This is a genomic window from Xanthomonas sp. 3307 (assembly GCF_014199735.1).
Lineage (GTDB): Bacteria > Pseudomonadota > Gammaproteobacteria > Xanthomonadales > Xanthomonadaceae > Xanthomonas_A > Xanthomonas_A rydalmerensis.
Window position 1 is genome coordinate 130,196 of the sequence record NZ_JACHOG010000007.1, and the last position, 15,483, is coordinate 145,678.

Here is a 15,483-nt window from a genome sequence, read left to right on the forward strand (position 1 = left end):
AGTGGGGCGGCCGGTCTCAAGGATCGAACAGCTTCCCGGGATTGAGCAGCCCGGACGGATCGAACACGCGCTTGACCGCGCGCATCAGCGCGATCTCTTCGGCGCTGCGGGTGCTGTCCAGGTACGGCTTCTTGACCAGGCCGATGCCGTGCTCGGCGGAGATGCTGCCGCCGTGCTCGGCCAGTACCTGCGCCAGCAGCTTGGTGACCTGCTCGCAGGCGGCAATGAAGTCTGCCGGCGCGGTGGCATCGGGCTTGAGCACGTTGATATGCAGGTTGCCGTCGCCGATATGGCCGAACCACACCACCTCGAACTGCGGGTAGGCCTCGCCGAGCAGCGCCTGGGTCCGCGCCAGGAACGCCGGCATCGCCGAGATCCGCACCGACACGTCGTTCTTGTACGGGGTGTAGCGCGCCACCGCCTCGGTGATGCCCTCGCGCAGGCGCCACAGCTGCGCGGCCTGCGCCTCGCTCTGGCTGATCACCCCGTCCAGCACCCAGCCCTGCTCCATGCAGGCCTCGAACGCGGCCAGCGCCGCGGCCTCCTGCGCCTCGTTGCCGCTGGCGTACTCGGTGACCACGTAGTACGGATACACCGTGTCGAACGGCGCCTGCGCGCCATGTGCGAGCACGTGTTGCAGCGCGCAGTCGGTGAAGAACTCGAACGCCTCCAGCTGCAGCCGGCTGCGGAACGCGGCGAACACCTGCATCAGCACCTCGAACGAGGGCAGCGCCAGCAGCATCACGTTGCTCGGCGGCGGCGGGTCGGTGAGCCGCAGGGTGGCCTCGACCACGATGCCCAGGGTGCCTTCGGAGCCGATCAGCAACTGGCGGAAATCGTAGCCGCTGGAATTCTTGATCAACCCGCGGTTGAGCTCGAGCAGCTCGCCGCTGCCGGTGACTACCTTCAGCCCGGCGATCCACTCGCGGGTGTTGCCGTAGCGAATCACGCGGATGCCGCCGGCGTTGGTGGCGATGTTGCCGCCGATCGAGCACGACCCGCGCGCGGCGAAGTCCACCGGGTACAGCAGGCCATGCTCGCGCGCGGCGTTGTGCACCGCTTCCAGCGGCATGCCGGCCTGCACGGTGAGGGTGCGGTCGACCGGGTCGAAGGCCAGCGCCTTGTTCATCCGCTCCAGGCTCAGCACCAGTTCGCCGTGCGCGGCCACCGCGCCGCCGGACAGGCCGGTGCGGCCGCCGGACGGCACCACCGCCACCGCATGGTCGTTGGCCCAGCGCAGCACCGCCTGCACCTCTTCCACCGTCGCCGGCAACGCGATCGCCAGCGGCGCCGGGGTCCAGCGCCGGGTCCAGTCGCGACCGTAGTGCTCCAGGTCGGCGGGATCGGTCTTCAGGCGCAGGCCGGGAACGGCAAGGGCCAGGGCATCCAGGCGCGGGTCGGTCATGGGCGGAGAGGTCGAAGCGTAGATAAGCGTTCAAGCGTGCCAGCGTTGTGCGATGTCGTCCAGTTGGACGAGGACACTGCTGCTCTTGCGAATCCCCAATCCCGACTCTCGAATCCCGCGCCGCGGCTGCGGCGATCGATACACCTGAAACCTTCCACCGGCGTTGCATCCACGGTCCCCCGCCATCCTATTGCGGCGCACCAAAGCATGGAGCCATCTGGCATAGTGACCGGCCCGTTGGCCATCGCTCTCTCACCGCAATGTCGCCCAAGAAGACCTCGTTTCCGAAGCAGGATATCCGCGTGCTGCTGCTCGAAGGCGTCAGCCAGACCGCCGTCGACGTGTTCCGCGCGGCCGGTTACTCGCAGATCGAGCTGCATGCCAAGTCGCTGCCGGAAGACGAGCTCAAGCAGCGCATCGCCGAAGCGCACATTGTCGGCATCCGCTCGCGCACCCAACTCAGCGCCGAGGTGCTGGCCCACGCCAAGCGCCTGATCGCGGTCGGTTGCTTCTGCATCGGCACCAACCAGGTCGACCTGGACGCCGCCGAACTGGCCGGCATCCCGGTGTTCAATGCGCCCTACTCCAACACCCGCAGCGTCGCCGAGCTGGTGATCGCAGAGGCCATCCTGCTGTTGCGCGGCATTCCGCAGAAGAACGCCGAATGCCACCGCGGCGGCTGGTCGAAGTCCGCCACCGGCAGCCACGAGACCCGCGGCAAGGTGCTGGGCATCGTCGGCTACGGCCACATCGGCACCCAGGTCGGCGTGCTGGCCGAGTCGCTGGGCATGCAGGTGATCTTCCACGACATCGAGACCAAGCTGTCGCTGGGCAACGCGCGCACCGCCACCGATCTGGACGACCTGCTCGCACGTGCCGACGTGGTCACCCTGCACGTGCCGGAAACCGCGGCCACCCGCAACATGATCGGCGCCACGCAACTGGCGCAGATGAAACCGGGCGCACACCTGATCAACGCCTCGCGCGGCACCGTGATCGACATCGACGCGCTGGACGCGGCGCTGCGCAGCGGCCACATCGGCGGCGCCGCGGTGGACGTGTTCCCGATCGAGCCCAAGGGCAACGGCGATGCATTCGAATCGCCGCTGGCCGCGCACGACAACGTGATCCTGACCCCGCACGTCGGCGGCAGCACGCTGGAGGCGCAGGACAACATCGGCGTGGAAGTGGCGGCCAAGCTGGTGCGCTACAGCGACAACGGCAGCACCCTGTCGGCGGTGAACTTCCCCGAGGTGACCCTGCCCGAGCACGCCGAGAGCCTGCGCCTGCTGCACATCCATCGCAACGTGCCGGGCGTGCTGTCGCAGATCAACGAACTGTTCTCGCGCCACAACGTCAACATCGACGGCCAGTTCCTGCGCACCGACCCCAAGGTCGGCTACGTGGTGATCGACGTTGCCGCCAGCGAGGAACTGGCCGCGGTGCTGAAGGACGAACTGGCGCAGGTGGCGGGGACGTTGCGGACGCGCATTCTTTACTAGCGGGGATTGGGGATTTGGGATTGGGGATTCGTGGGTGCGCTGCGCGCCCGTACCCTCACCCCAACCCCTCTCCCGGAGGGAGAGGGGCTTAGCCATCCGATCGGAGCCGGCTCTTCCTTCTCCCGCCGGGAGAAGGTGCCCCGCAGGGGCGGATGAGGGTCCGGGCGCAGCCTCGTGCAGCTGAAACACCGCGTGCGCTGCGCGCCCCCACCCTCACCCCAACCCCTCTCCCGGGGGGAGAGGGGCCAAGCAATCCAACCGGAGCCGGCACTTCCTTCTCCCACCGGGAGAAGGTGCCCCGAAGGGGCGGATGAGGGTCCGGGCGCAGCCTCATTCAGCTGAAACACGGCGTGCGCTGCGCGCCCCGACCCTCACCCCAACCCCTCTCCCGGGGGGAGAGGGGCTTGCCGCTGCAGCCATTTGTACGCCATGCGCCGCAGCGACGGGTCCAGGTCCGCGTCGTCCCGCAATTCGGCGATCGGGCGCCAGGCCAGGGCCAGCGACTCGGCGCTGACCGCAAAGGCTTCGTCGGCGCCGGCACGGACCACGTAGCGGGCGTCGTAATGCCAGTGCCCCGGCACCTCGCCGCGGGCGGGAATCCAGTGCCGGTCCAGGTCGAAGATCGCGCCATCCTCCAGTGCCAGGCCAGGCAGCCCGGATTCTTCCTCGGCCTCCTTCAACGCCACCCGCGCCAGATCGCGGTCGCCGTCGGCGTGCCCGCCCAGTTGCAGCCAGCGCTGCAGCTTGCGGTGATGGGTCAGCAAGGTGCGCGTGCCGTCGGCGCTGACCAGCCAGGCCGAGCCGGTGAAATGGCCATCCAGGCGTGCGCGCACGAACGGATCGGCGGCATCGTCCAGCAAGGCCAGGAACTGCGCGGCGACGTCGGCCTGGTCCGGGCACTGCCGGGCATGGGCCTGCAACTGCTGGCGTAGGGACGACTCCGGCATCGGCGTTCTCGCGTTCGGGGGCCACTATTATCGCCGTCCACGGTGCAGCGCCGCTTGTGGCGGCCGGCTGGCTTTGGCATGGTACGACGCTTGCGTCGCCCACCAAGGGCCCGGCGCTTCACCATTGCCGGGGCCGCTTGCCCCGTACCGCCACCTGGGGATGCACCGAATGCTCAAGTCTCTGCTGAGGGTCAAGCCGATCGAACCTGCCGGTCACGTCGATGCCGGCGAACCGTTCGAAGGCAGTCTGGAGGGCGAAGGCACCCTCAAACGCACCCTCACCGCCAGACACCTGATCCTGCTCGGCATCGGCGCGGTGATCGGCGCCGGCATCTTCGTGCTCACCGGCCAGGCCGCGGCCAATCATGCCGGCCCGGCAGTGATGCTGTCGTTCGTGTTCGCCGGCCTGGCCTGCGCCTTCGCCGGCCTTTGCTACGCCGAGTTCGCGGCGATGCTGCCGGTCTCCGGCAGCGCCTATTCGTATTCCTACGCCACGCTCGGCGAAGGCGTGGCCTGGTTCATCGGCTGGTGCCTGGTGCTGGAGTACCTGTTCGCCGGCTCCAGCGTCGCGGTCGGCTGGTCGGCCTACCTGATCAGCTTCGTCACCGGCACCCTCGGCCTGCCCTTCCCCACGGAACTGGCCAGTGCGCCGCTGACCTGGACCGGTCACGCCTTCGTCGCCTCCGGCAACATCGTCAACCTGCCGGCGGTACTGATCGTGGCCGCGGTCAGCGCGCTGTGCTACGTCGGCGTCACCCAGTCGGCCTTCGTCAACGCCATCGTGGTGGCGATCAAGGTGCTGGTGATCTGCCTGTTCGTCGGCGTCGGCGTCTTCTACATCAACCCGGACAACTGGCATCCGTTCATCCCGGAAAACACCGGCCCCGGCGAGTTCGGCTGGAGCGGCATCTTCCGCGCGGCATCGATCGTGTTCTTCTCCTACATCGGCTTCGATGCGGTCTCCACCTCGGCCGGCGAGACCAAGGACCCGCAGAAGAACATGCCGATCGGCATCCTGGTGTCGCTGGCCATCTGCACCATCATCTACATCATCGTCTGCGCGGTGCTGACCGGCCTGCTGCCGTATACCCAGCTGGGCACCGCCAAGCCGGTGGCCACCGCGCTGGAGCACTACCCGCACCTGGCCTGGCTGAAGACCTTCGTCGAGATCGGCGCCATCGCCGGCCTGTCCTCGGTGGTGCTGGTGATGCTGATGGCGCAGCCGCGCATTTTCTACACCATGGCCCGCGACGGCCTGCTGCCGAAGTTGTTCGGCAAGGTCCATCGCCGCTTCCACACCCCGTACGTCGGCACCGTGGTGGTGGGCGTGCTGGCCGCGCTGCTGGCCGGCTTGATCCCGCTGGACGTGCTCGGCGAGCTGGTGTCGATGGGCACCCTGCTGGCCTTCGCCACGGTCTGCGTCGGCGTGATGGTGCTGCGCTTCACCCGTCCCGATCTGCCGCGTCCGTTCCGGGTGCCGCTGTTCTGGGCGGTGTGCCCGCTGGGCGCGCTGTTCTGCGTCGGCCTGTTCTTCCAGGCGTTCCAGGAGCACTGGAAGGTGTTCGTCGGCTGGACCCTGGTCGGCCTGTGCATCTACTTCTTCTACGGCATCCGCAACAGCCGCCTGGCCGCCAAGGCCTGATCCGCTCCCCCGAAGACCGGCGTCCGCGCCGGTCTTCGCGTTCGTCCCCTCTTCCTCGCGCGCAGCGCCCGGCTGGAACCGCTCCATGCTCAAACAACTCTTGGCCACCAAACACCCCCATGCCAGCCACGAGGACGCCGGCGGGCTGGGCCTGCAACGTGCGCTCGGCCCCTGGGGCCTGACCGCGCTGGGCATCGGCGCGGTGATCGGCGGCGGCATCTTCGTCATCACCGGGCAGGCCGCGGCCAACCACGCCGGGCCGGCGATCATGCTCTCGTTCGTGCTGGCCGCGGTGTGCTGCGCGTTCTGCGCGCTGGCCTATGCCGAGTTCGCGGCGATGGTGCCGGTCTCCGGCAGCGCATACACCTATACCTACGCCACCTTCGGCGAGCTGGCGGCCTGGTTCATCGGCTGGATGCTGGTGCTCGAGTACGGCGTGTCGGCCTCGGCGGTGGCGGTCAGCTGGACCGGCTATTTCCTCAGCCTGCTCGACCACTTCAACATCCACCTGCCCGCGGCCCTGGTCAACGCGCCGCTGGACGGCAAGCTGCAGCCCACCGGGGCGATCGCCAACCTGCCCGCCGCCGGCATCGTGCTGCTGCTGACCTGGCTGTGCTACGTCGGCATCCGCAAGTCCTCGGCGATGAACATGGCGATGGTGGTGCTGAAGAGCGGCCTGATCGTGCTCGTCATCGCCGCCGGCTGGAAGTACGTGGACCCGGCCAACTGGCATCCGTTCATCCCCGCCAACGAAGGCCCGGGCAAGTACGGCATGGACGGCGTGCTGCGTGGCGCGGCGATGGTGTTCTTCGCCTACATCGGCTTCGAGGCAGTCTCGGTGGCGGCGCAGGAATCGCACCGGCCGCAGCGCGACCTGCCGATCGGCATGATCCTGTCGCTGGTGATCTGCACCGTGCTGTACATCGCCATGGCCGCGGTGATGACCGGGCTGCTGCCTTACACCCAATTGGGCACCGACGAGCCGGTGGTGACCGCGGTAGCGGCGCATCCGCAGCTGGCCTGGCTGCGCGTGGTGGTCGAGATCGGCGCGCTGATCGGTCTGTCCTCGGTGGTGCTGGTGATGATCATCGGCCAGCCGCGCATCTTCATGATCATCGCCCGCGACGGCCTGCTGCCGCCGGTGTTCACCAAGATCCACCCGACCTACCGCACCCCGCACGTCAACACCGTGATCACCGGCATCGGCATCGCCCTGCTGGCGGCGCTGTTCCCGCTGGACGTGCTCGGCGAACTGACCTCGATGGGCACCCTGATCGCCTTCGCCGCGGTCTGCGCCGGGGTGCTGATCCTGCGCCGCACCCAGCCGGACCTGCCGCGCCCGTTCCGCATCCCGTTCGCCTGGCCGATCTGCATCGCCGGCGTGCTCAGCTGCCTGGCGCTGCTGTCGGCGATGACCGCACACAACTGGATGCTGATGGCCGGCTGGACGGTGATCGGCCTGGCAATCTACTTCGGCTACGGCTACCGCCACAGCCGGCTGCGCCGCATCGGTAAAGGTTGAGCCGCAAGAGCCCCTCTCCCGTCGGGAGAGGGGTTGGGGTGAGGGTACGGCGCGAAAGCGACCCGCTGGGTTTGTGTGCACGAGGCTTCGCTCGTACCCTCATCCGCCCCTTCGGGGCACCTTCTCCCGAGGGGAGAAGGAAGCGCCGGCTTCGGTTGGATGGCTTAGCCCCTCTCCCCGCGGGAGAGGGGTTGGGGTGAGGGTACGGCCGCAAAGCGCGCGCGGTGTTCGGCTGCACGAGGCTCCGCCCGTACCCTCATCCGCCCCTGCGGGGCACCTTCTCCCGAGGGGAGAAGGAAGCGCCGGCTTCGGTTGGATGGCTTAGCCCCTCTCCCCCCGGGAGAGGGGTTGGGGTGAGGGTGCGGCCGCCTGTCATCCCAATCCAGCCATCAAGCCCTAAACTACCCGCATGAACGCACTGCCCTACGATTCCGAGCGCCTGCGCACGCTGGCGCACCTGCTGATCGACAACATCCGCGAGCTCTCGCAGGCCGGCTGGACCCCCGCCACCAGCAGCAACTTCTCGCACCGCCTGGACGATCGCCATGCCGCGATCACCGTCTCCGGCCGCGACAAGGGCCGGCTGGTGGAGGACGACATCATGGTGGTGGATTTCGACGGCCAGGCCGTCGGCCGGCCGCTGCGCCCATCCGCCGAGACCCTGCTGCACACCCAGCTGTACCGGCGCTCCCCGGAGATAGGCTGCATCCTGCACACGCATTCGCCGGTGCAGACCATCGCCTCGCGCCTGTACGCGCCGCAGGGCCATATCCGCCTGGAAGGCTACGAGTTGCTGAAGGCGCTGCACGGCAACCAGACCCACGAGACCGCGGTGGACCTGCCGGTGTTCGCCAACACCCAGGACATGACCGTGCTAGCGGCGCAGGTCGACGCCCTGCTCGACCGCACGCCGTTGTGGGGCTACCTGATCGACGGCCACGGCCTGTACGCCTGGGGCCGCGACATGGCCGAGGCGCGCCGCCACCTGGAAGCCTTCGAATTCCTGCTGCATTGCGAGCTGGAACTGCGCAAGCTGCGCGCCGCCGGCTGATCCGCCGCGGCGCGACAGCGTTCCAGCGCCGCAACGGCCGCCGGCCGCGCACCTGCTACCCTTTTCGTCCCCCTGCCGCTTTCGCCCGCCGCCATGAGCCGACTCCGTATCTTCGCCGACACCACTCCCGACGCGCCGCTGTTCGACAGCCGCGAGGGCGACGCGATCGCCGCCGAACTGCGCAAGATCGGCGTCACCTTCGAGCGCTGGCAGGCCAACCAGCCGATCGAGCCCGGTGCCTCGCCGGAAGCGGTGATGGCCGCCTACAAAACCGACATCGACCGCCTGGTCGCCTCCAACGGCTTCAAGACCGTGGACGTGGTCAGCATCGCCCCGGACAACCCGCAGCGCGAGGAGATGCGCAAGAAGTTCCTCGAGGAGCACTTCCACAAGGAAGACGAGGTGCGCTTCTTCGTCGCCGGCTCTGGCCTGTTCACCTTGCACGTGGATGGCAAGGTCTACGAGATCGAGTGCGTGCAGAACGACCTGATCGCCGTGCCGGACGGCACCCACCACTGGTTCGACATGGGGCCGGAGCCGCGCTTCGTCGCGATCCGCTTCTTCACCGAGCCGGATGGCTGGGTCGGCCACTTCACCGGCACCGATATCGCCCAGCGCTTCCCGCGCTACGAGGCGAAGCTGCGCGGCGAGGCGCACTGAGCGATGACCGATCCGCGCGTCGTTCTCACCGACATCGAAGGCACCACCAGCAGCATTTCCTTCGTCAAGGACGTGCTGTTCCCCTACGCGCGCCGCGCCCTGCCCGGCTTCGTGCGCGAACACGGCCAGCAGCCGCAGGTACGGCAGTGGCTGGACGCGGTCGCCACCGAATGCGGCGGCATCTGCACCGATGCGGTGATCGTGGAGACCCTGCAGGGCTGGATCGACCAGGACCGCAAGCACACCGCGCTGAAGGCGCTGCAGGGCATGATCTGGGAGGCCGGCTATCGCGATGCCGACTTCACCGCGCACATCTATCCCGATGCCGCGCCGGCACTGCGCCGCTGGCATGACCAGGGCCGTGCACTGTACGTGTACTCGTCCGGCTCGGTGCCGGCGCAGAAGCTGTTCTTCGGCCACAGCGACGCCGGCGACCTGCGCGGGCTGTTCTCCGGCTGGTTCGACACCGAGATCGGCGGCAAGCGCGAGCAGCCCAGCTATGCGCGCATCGCCGAAGCGATCGGCGTGGCGCCGGCGCAGATCGTGTTCCTGTCCGACGTGGTCGCCGAACTGGATGCGGCGCGCGCCGCCGGCGTGGACACGGTGCTGATCGACCGCCGCGACGATTACCCGCAACCGCGCCAGGGCGAGGCCTGCAACGGCCACCGCCGCGCGGAGAGCTTCGCCGACCTGGGCTTCTGAGCCCGCGCATGCGCAGGCCCATCGCTGCCTTGATCGCCGCCCTGGCGGCGTTGCGGCGCCCGCTCGCCGTGCTGAGACGCCGGCTGCTGCCGGCCGCGCTGCTGGCGCTGGCGCTGCCCGCCTGCCATTCCGATGCCGGTGCCATGCCGGGCGGCGCGGCCGACACCGCGCAGGACGACGCGGCGCAGGACCCGTTCGACCAGGCGCAGCTGCGCCAGGCGCTGGGATCGCTGCAGGCGCAGCGCCCCGGCATCCCCGACCTGTACGTGGTCGGCTTCGCCGGCGACGCCAGCGAGGACGTGTTCCGCAACGAAGTGCTGTACCTGCGTCAGCTGTTCGCGCAGCGCTTCGGCGCTGCCGGTCGCATCGCCACCCTGATCAACCACGGCGACAATCTCGGCGCGCACACCTACGCGCCGCAGGCCTCGTACGACAACCTGGCCGATACCCTGGACCGCGTCGGCAAGCTGATGGACCCGCGTGAGGACGCATTGCTGCTGTTCCTGACCAGCCACGGCACCGACCAGCACGAGCTGTATCTGCAGTTCGGCCCCGGCGAGGATGCCGAGTACGACACCATCACCCCACAGGAACTGCGCCGCCTGCTCGACGACGCCGGCATCCGCAACCGCATCATCGTGATCTCGGCCTGCTACTCCGGCGGCTTCGTGCCGGCGCTGAAGACCGCCGACACCCTGGTGATCACCGCCGCACGCCGCGACCGGCCCTCGTTCGGCTGCGGCAACACCGCCAGCGCCACCTATTTCGGCCGCGCCTGGTTGATCGACGCGCTGGCGCGCACCACCGATGTCGTCGAAAGCTATCGCCTGGCCAGTGCCGAGATCAGCGCACGCGAACAGGCCGAAGGCGAGGCGCCGTCGTATCCGCAACTGTACGTAGGCGCGCGCATCGGCCCATGGCTGCAGCACTGGCGCGCGCAGTTGCCGAACGCGGCGGCACCGCCCTATCCGTATCCGGAACCCGATGCGGACGACGCGGCGGATGCGGCCGATGGCGAGCAGACCCACGCGCATGGCGCAGCGCCCGCGCCCGCCGCGGTGATGCGCGCGCAGGACCCGGCATCGCCGACGAAGCGCACGCCCGCGCGGTGATGCCGCGCAGGGCGTGAGGTCGACTGCATGCGAGGGGCGTGCGCGCACCCTCGTGCTTGCCGGCCATCCTGCTCCCGACCCTGCACGCCCGAACCCGTGCAGCAGGCCGAAAAGATGAGAGTGATTCGCGTTCGATCGCGACGCCTGCGCGATCGCTAGAATCTCTCCCGCAGCAAGCCCGCCCGCGTTTCGCCAGCCAGCTGCGCTCCGATCCAACCGCCCGCCAGCCTTCGCTCGCCAGCCAGGATCCTTCGGTTCGTCTGCCTCCTTCGTGGAGGTTTTTTTGTTTCTGGGGTCGTCGTGGTGCGTGCAGAACGCGAGCACGCGTCTCTTGGCGTTGGCGGTGGATGGCGCGACCGCCTCACCGCGCCTGTCGCGGCTGAAGCCGCTCCCACATGGGTCCGACACTGTGAGGTGTTGATGGACGCACTGTGGGAGGGACTTCAGTCCCGATGCCTGGAACACATGGCTGCCTAAACCCTTGTCGCGGCAGTGACGGTGATCGAGCATGCAGCATCACTGCGCGCTTATCTGCCGACCACCGCCTACCGCCGCCACTTCATCAAGGGCTCGCATCCTGCAAGCGGTAGCTACCGCCGGCTCGCTGCTCGCCGCGCCAGCGGTCGAATGCGCGGACCTCGATGCGGTGCGCACCCACTTTCAGGTCGGTCGGCAAGGCGCCGCGCCACAGATGCTGCGAGGGAGTCGCTTCCGGCGAACGGTCGTAGCCGCGCAGCGCGTCGGCGGCATCGTCGCGCGCGTTCTCGGCGAGCAGTGTCGGGTCGGGCTGTTCGACCCGCTGCATCGGCTTCCAGGCGCCGTCGTCCACGCGGTACTCGACGCGCGTGTCGTCCTCGCCCATGTACACGTTCGCGTACACGCCCCAGGCCGGATAGGCGCCGCGGCGCAACACCTTCGGCGCATGCAGGCCGATCTGCGCGTCGTCGGCGGCACGCGCGGCGTGGTAGGCCAGCGCGTAGCCGCCGTCGCGGCGCACGGTCAGCAGCGCGTAGCCGTTCGGGGTGCCGTCGGCCATCGTCGCGGCGGGGATGCCGTCGGCATCCTTGACCCCGGACCAGAACGCGCCGCAGGCCGCGCCGACGTTGTACTCGTGCAGCGGCTGCGCGCCATGCCAGCCGTCGGCCGCGGTGTAGTACACGTGCCGCTGGGTATGGCTGTGCCCGGTGAGCACCAGCACGTGCGGGAAGTCCTTCAGCAGCGCGAACAGGCGCGCACGATCGGTGTGGCGGAAGGTCTCCTTGCCCGGGACCGCATCGAACAGATGGATATGCATCCCCAGCACCAGCAGTCGATCCTTGGGCACGCTGGCCAAATAGGCCTGCAGGAACGCGAACTGGTCTTCGCGCAGGCCGCCGACATACTTGGGCTGCTGCGTCGGCTGGTAGACCACGTCGTCCAGGAACACGAAGCTGGCCCCGCCCTCTTCCACCGCGTAGGTGTCGGGGCCGTAGACCGCACGCCAGCTCGACAGCGAATCCACATCGTCGCTCGCGTCGAAGTTGAGGTCGTGGTTGCCGGGCACGTGGAACCACGGCACGCCGAGCTTGGCGGTTTCCGCATTCAGCGCCGGATACAGCGACAGGTCGTCGCTGACCACGTCGCCCAGCGTGGTACCGATGCGCGCATGGGTCTTGCCGCGCAGGGGCGCGACGATGTCGCGGGCGTAGTAGCCGACGTCGGTCATCGACGCGGTCTGGGTATCGGCGAACACCAGCACCTCGGTGCTGTCGGCCTTGGGCTGCGCGCGCAACGCGAAGTCCCAGTGGTCGGTGGCGCCGCTGGTCGGGGCGATGCCCGGATACTTGAGCTTGGGCGAGCCAGCCGGTGCGTAATGCCGCCAGTAGTCCGGCAGGCCGTTGCCGGCGCTGGCGAAGTTGTAGTCGTCGGGCTTGATCACGAACACCGTGCGGCCTGGCTCCACCTGCAGTCGGTAGCGGCCCTGCGCGTCGGTGCGGACGATGTGCACGCCGTCGGACACCTGCACGCCGGCGATGCCGACATCGCTCGGGCCGCGGCCCGGGGCGTTGTCGCGTTCCTGATAGACGCTGCCGCTGATCGTCGCGGTCTGCGCCACGGCAGGAGCGGCGGCAGCCAACAGGCAGGCAAGGACGACGGTGCGCAGCATGCGGAACATCCGGGGAAACCGAGGGCCCCCGATTGTAGCCAGCTATGCCGACGCGGCGATGACCGCGCCGGACAGGCTCAGCGGTGCCGCGCTTCCAGCACCGCCACCGCGTCGGCCAGGCCCAGGCCGCGCGCGCGCAACAACACGGTCAGGTGGTAGAGCAGATCGGCGGATTCGCCGAGCAGTTCGTCGTCGCCCTGGGCGACGCCGGCCAGCGCGGTCTCCACGCCCTCCTCGCCCACTTTCTGCGCAATGCGCCGCGTGCCTTTCTCGAACAGCTGCGTGGTGTAGCTGCCCGCCGGCCGTTCGCGCTCGCGCTGGGCGACCAGGCGATCGAGCGCGCCCAGGAACTGGCCCGGCGCCTGCGGGAAGCAGCTGTCGCGGCCCAGGTGGCAGGTCGGACCGTGCGGATGCGCCAGGACCAGCAAGGTATCGCCATCGCAATCGGTGTCGATCGCCACCACCTCGAGGACGTGCCCGGAGCTTTCGCCCTTGGTCCACAGCCGCTGCTTGCTGCGGCTGTAGAAGGTGACCTGGCCGCTGCGTCGCGTCTGCGCCAGCGCCTCCTGGTTCATGTAGCCCAGCATCAGCACGCGCAGAGTGGCGGCGTCCTGCACCACCACCGGCAGCAGGCCGTCGCCCTTGCCCCAGTCCAGTGCCGCATCGGCGGCATCCGCGTCGTGGGAGTGTTCATGCGCCATCGCGCACCTCGATCTGTTGTTGGCGCAGGAAGCGCTTGAGTTCGGGAATGGCGATGGCGCCGCTGTGGAACACGCTGGCGGCCAGCGCGCCATCGACGTCGGCGCGCTCGAACACGTCGGCGAAGTGCTGCATCTCGCCGGCGCCGCCGGACGCCACCAGCGGTACCTTGCACAGGGCGCGCACCTCATGCAGTTGGGCGATGTCGTAGCCGCGGCGCACGCCGTCGCTGTCCATGCAGTTGAGCACGATCTCGCCGGCGCCCAGGCGCTGCGCCTCCACCACCCAGTCCAGGGTGCGCATGCGCAGCGCCTGGGTCTTGCTGGGGTCGCCGGTGAAGCGGCGCACGCGCCACTGGCCGTCGTCCTCGCGGATCGAATCGATGCCGACCACCACGCACTGCACGCCGAACGCCTCGGCCAGCTCGGCGATCAGCGCCGGCCGCTCCAGCGCCGGCGAATTGATCGAGATCTTGTCGGCGCCGGCGTGCAGCACCGCGCGCGCGGTGGCGACGTCGCGGATGCCGCCGGCCACGCAGAACGGGATGTCCAGCAGCCGCGCCACCTTCTCGACCCAGGCGTAGTCCACCGAGCGCCCTTCCGGGCTGGCGCCGATGTCGTAGAACACCAGTTCGTCGGCGCCCTGGTCGCGGTAGCGCAGCGCCAGTTCGGCGATGTCGCCCATGTCCACGTGGTCGCGGAACTTGACGCCCTTGACCACGCGCCCCTCGCGCACGTCCAGGCACGGAATGATGCGCCGGCTCAGCATGCCAGCGCCTCGTCCAGGCGCAACCGCCCTTCCAGCAGCGCCTTGCCGAGGACCGCACCGGCGCAGCCGGCCTCGCGCGCGCCGCGCACGTCGGCGGCGTCGCGGATGCCGCCGGAGGCCTGCACGGCCAGCGCCGGCGCGAGTTGCCGCAGGTGCGTGTACAGCGCCAGATTCGGCCCGGACAGCATGCCGTCGCGGGCGATGTCGGTGCACAGCAGATGGATCAGGCCGGCCGCGGCGTACTCGCCGGCCAGCGCATCCAGGCTCAGCGACGAGGTCTCGGTCCAGCCGTGCACCGGCAAGCGCCACACGCCGTGCGCGTCCTGGCGGCTGTCCAGCGCCACGGTGATGCGGTCGGGGCCGAACTCGGCCAGCCACTCCAGCACCGACTCGCGGTCGCGCACCGCCAGCGAACCGATCACCACGCGGCTGGCGCCGGCATCGAGCAGGCGTTGCACATCGGCGCGCGAGCGCACGCCGCCGCCGGTCTGCACCTGCAGCCCGGTCTCACTGCGGATCCGCTGCAGCAGCGGCGCCAGGGTGTAGCCGCCGGCGCGGGCCGCATCCAGGTCGACCAGGTGCATCCACTGCGCACCGGCGTCGGCGAAGGCCTGCGCGCGGCGCAGCGGATCGTCGCCGTAGTGGGTCTCGCGGGCGTAGTCGCCCTGCGCCAGCCGCACCACGCGGCCGTCGCGGATGTCCAGCGCGGGATAGACGACGAAGCTCATGGGAAATCGGTCTCGAGGAAGTTGCGCAGGATGCGCGCGCCGGTATCGGCCGAGCGCTCGGGATGGAATTGCGCGCCGCAACGGCGGCCGTGCTGCACCACCGCGGTGAACAGGCCGCCATGGTCGCAGGCGGCAACGGTGTCGGCGGTGACCGGCGCGGCATAGCCATGCACGAAATAGGCGCTGGCGCCGTCCGGCACGCCCGCCAGCAGCGACGACGGCTGCAACGGCAGCAGCCGGTTCCAGCCCATGTGCGGCACGCGAATGCCCAGCGCCGGCGGCATGCGCCGGACCACGCCGGTCAGCAGGCCCAGGCAGTCGACATCGCCCTCCTCCGAGCGTTCGAACAGCAACTGCATGCCCAGGCAGATGCCGATCAGTGGCACTTGCAACGCACGGAGTGGCTCGATCAGACCTTGCTCGCGCAGCCGCGCCATCGCATGCGGCGCGGCGCCGACGCCGGGCAGGATCACCCGGTCCGCACCCTGCAGGCCGGCCGCGTCGCGGACCAGACGTGCTTCCACGCCGAGGCGTTCGAGCGCGTAGCGCACCGAGCCCAGGTTGGCGCCGCCGGCATCGATCAGCGCGACATCGGTCAT

14 protein-coding genes are annotated in these 15,483 nt (G+C 69.3%); 7 read left to right on the forward strand and 7 right to left on the reverse strand.

Going from position 1 to position 15,483, the window contains the following annotated elements:
• Positions 1 to 16: 16 nt before the first annotated feature.
• Positions 17 to 1,405: an FAD-binding oxidoreductase gene (locus GGR64_RS16385; RefSeq protein WP_184647143.1), complete on the reverse strand. Its 1,389-nt coding sequence runs from the start codon at positions 1,403 to 1,405 to the stop codon at positions 17 to 19.
• A 260-nt stretch (positions 1,406 to 1,665) separates the two neighbouring features.
• On the opposite strand from GGR64_RS16385, the gene serA reads away from it, so the two are divergent.
• On the forward strand, positions 1,666 to 2,907 hold the full coding sequence (gene serA, locus GGR64_RS16390; RefSeq protein ID WP_167087637.1) for a phosphoglycerate dehydrogenase: 1,242 nt from the start codon (positions 1,666 to 1,668) through the stop codon (positions 2,905 to 2,907).
• Positions 2,908 to 3,278: 371 nt separating this feature from the next.
• Here the strand turns inward: serA and GGR64_RS16395 are convergent, their stop codons facing one another.
• Positions 3,279 to 3,854, reverse strand: coding sequence for an NUDIX hydrolase (locus tag GGR64_RS16395; protein ID WP_184647145.1), 576 nt, complete (start codon positions 3,852 to 3,854; stop codon positions 3,279 to 3,281).
• 169 nt (positions 3,855 to 4,023) lie between these two features.
• Here GGR64_RS16395 and GGR64_RS16400 point away from each other — a divergent pair, with 169 nt between their 5' ends.
• From GGR64_RS16400 to GGR64_RS16425, 6 genes are all read left to right on the forward strand, one after another.
• Positions 4,024 to 5,496, forward strand: a complete 1,473-nt coding sequence (locus tag GGR64_RS16400; RefSeq protein WP_184647147.1) for an amino acid permease — start codon at positions 4,024 to 4,026, stop codon at positions 5,494 to 5,496.
• 85 nt (positions 5,497 to 5,581) lie between these two features.
• On the forward strand, positions 5,582 to 7,018 hold the full coding sequence (locus GGR64_RS16405) for an amino acid permease (RefSeq protein ID WP_160969031.1): 1,437 nt from the start codon (positions 5,582 to 5,584) through the stop codon (positions 7,016 to 7,018).
• Between the two features lie 409 nt (positions 7,019 to 7,427).
• Positions 7,428 to 8,069: a methylthioribulose 1-phosphate dehydratase gene (locus tag GGR64_RS16410; RefSeq protein WP_184647149.1), complete on the forward strand. Its 642-nt coding sequence runs from the start codon at positions 7,428 to 7,430 to the stop codon at positions 8,067 to 8,069.
• Between the two features lie 93 nt (positions 8,070 to 8,162).
• Positions 8,163 to 8,729, forward strand: a complete 567-nt coding sequence (locus GGR64_RS16415) for an acireductone dioxygenase (protein WP_184647151.1) — start codon at positions 8,163 to 8,165, stop codon at positions 8,727 to 8,729.
• 3 nt (positions 8,730 to 8,732) lie between these two features.
• The gene (gene mtnC, locus GGR64_RS16420) at positions 8,733 to 9,431 is read left to right on the forward strand and encodes an acireductone synthase (RefSeq protein WP_184647153.1); all 699 of its coding nucleotides are present in this window, start codon (positions 8,733 to 8,735) and stop codon (positions 9,429 to 9,431) included.
• Between the two features lie 8 nt (positions 9,432 to 9,439).
• Positions 9,440 to 10,543 carry a C13 family peptidase gene (locus tag GGR64_RS16425; protein ID WP_221236257.1) on the forward strand — a complete coding sequence of 368 codons (1,104 nt, stop codon included), beginning with the start codon at positions 9,440 to 9,442 and terminating at the stop codon, positions 10,541 to 10,543.
• Positions 10,544 to 11,105: 562 nt separating this feature from the next.
• Here GGR64_RS16425 and GGR64_RS16430 read toward each other — a convergent pair.
• The 5 genes from GGR64_RS16430 to hisH form a co-directional block, all read right to left on the reverse strand.
• Positions 11,106 to 12,698: a calcineurin-like phosphoesterase family protein gene (locus tag GGR64_RS16430; protein WP_184647155.1), complete on the reverse strand. Its 1,593-nt coding sequence runs from the start codon at positions 12,696 to 12,698 to the stop codon at positions 11,106 to 11,108.
• Between the two features lie 68 nt (positions 12,699 to 12,766).
• Entirely contained in the window at positions 12,767 to 13,390 is a 624-nt protein-coding gene (gene hisIE / locus GGR64_RS16435) for a bifunctional phosphoribosyl-AMP cyclohydrolase/phosphoribosyl-ATP diphosphatase HisIE (RefSeq protein WP_184647157.1), read from the reverse strand.
• Entirely contained in the window at positions 13,380 to 14,156 is a 777-nt protein-coding gene (gene hisF, locus GGR64_RS16440; RefSeq protein ID WP_184448029.1) for an imidazole glycerol phosphate synthase subunit HisF, read from the reverse strand. Before hisF ends, hisIE begins: the two co-directional genes overlap by 11 nt.
• Positions 14,150 to 14,884 carry a 1-(5-phosphoribosyl)-5-[(5-phosphoribosylamino)methylideneamino]imidazole-4-carboxamide isomerase gene (hisA, locus tag GGR64_RS16445; protein ID WP_184448030.1) on the reverse strand — a complete coding sequence of 245 codons (735 nt, stop codon included), beginning with the start codon at positions 14,882 to 14,884 and terminating at the stop codon, positions 14,150 to 14,152. Before hisA ends, hisF begins: the two co-directional genes overlap by 7 nt.
• Positions 14,881 to 15,483 (reverse strand): imidazole glycerol phosphate synthase subunit HisH, encoded by a 603-nt coding sequence (gene hisH / locus GGR64_RS16450; RefSeq protein ID WP_160969015.1) that lies wholly within the window; start codon positions 15,481 to 15,483, stop codon positions 14,881 to 14,883. The genes hisA and hisH overlap by 4 nt, the downstream gene beginning before the upstream one ends.

Bases quoted from the DNA above. Each gene is read 5' to 3' on its own strand.
- hisH (WP_160969015.1), bottom strand. From the start codon at position 15,483: ATGACCGATGTCGCGCTGATCGATGCCGGCGGCGCCAACCTGGGCTCG.
- GGR64_RS16415 (WP_184647151.1), top strand. From the start codon at position 8,163: ATGAGCCGACTCCGTATCTTCGCCGACACCACTCCCGACGCGCCGCTG.
- hisF (WP_184448029.1), bottom strand. From the start codon at position 14,156: ATGCTGAGCCGGCGCATCATTCCGTGCCTGGACGTGCGCGAGGGGCGC.
- GGR64_RS16395 (WP_184647145.1), bottom strand. From the start codon at position 3,854: ATGCCGGAGTCGTCCCTACGCCAGCAGTTGCAGGCCCATGCCCGGCAG.
- hisA (WP_184448030.1), bottom strand. From the start codon at position 14,884: ATGAGCTTCGTCGTCTATCCCGCGCTGGACATCCGCGACGGCCGCGTG.
- GGR64_RS16430 (WP_184647155.1), bottom strand. From the start codon at position 12,698: ATGTTCCGCATGCTGCGCACCGTCGTCCTTGCCTGCCTGTTGGCTGCC.
- GGR64_RS16425 (WP_221236257.1), top strand. From the start codon at position 9,440: ATGCGCAGGCCCATCGCTGCCTTGATCGCCGCCCTGGCGGCGTTGCGG.
- hisIE (WP_184647157.1), bottom strand. From the start codon at position 13,390: ATGGCGCATGAACACTCCCACGACGCGGATGCCGCCGATGCGGCACTG.
- GGR64_RS16385 (WP_184647143.1), bottom strand. From the start codon at position 1,405: ATGACCGACCCGCGCCTGGATGCCCTGGCCCTTGCCGTTCCCGGCCTG.
- GGR64_RS16405 (WP_160969031.1), top strand. From the start codon at position 5,582: ATGCTCAAACAACTCTTGGCCACCAAACACCCCCATGCCAGCCACGAG.
- serA (WP_167087637.1), top strand. From the start codon at position 1,666: ATGTCGCCCAAGAAGACCTCGTTTCCGAAGCAGGATATCCGCGTGCTG.
- GGR64_RS16400 (WP_184647147.1), top strand. From the start codon at position 4,024: ATGCTCAAGTCTCTGCTGAGGGTCAAGCCGATCGAACCTGCCGGTCAC.
- GGR64_RS16410 (WP_184647149.1), top strand. From the start codon at position 7,428: ATGAACGCACTGCCCTACGATTCCGAGCGCCTGCGCACGCTGGCGCAC.
- mtnC (WP_184647153.1), top strand. From the start codon at position 8,733: ATGACCGATCCGCGCGTCGTTCTCACCGACATCGAAGGCACCACCAGC.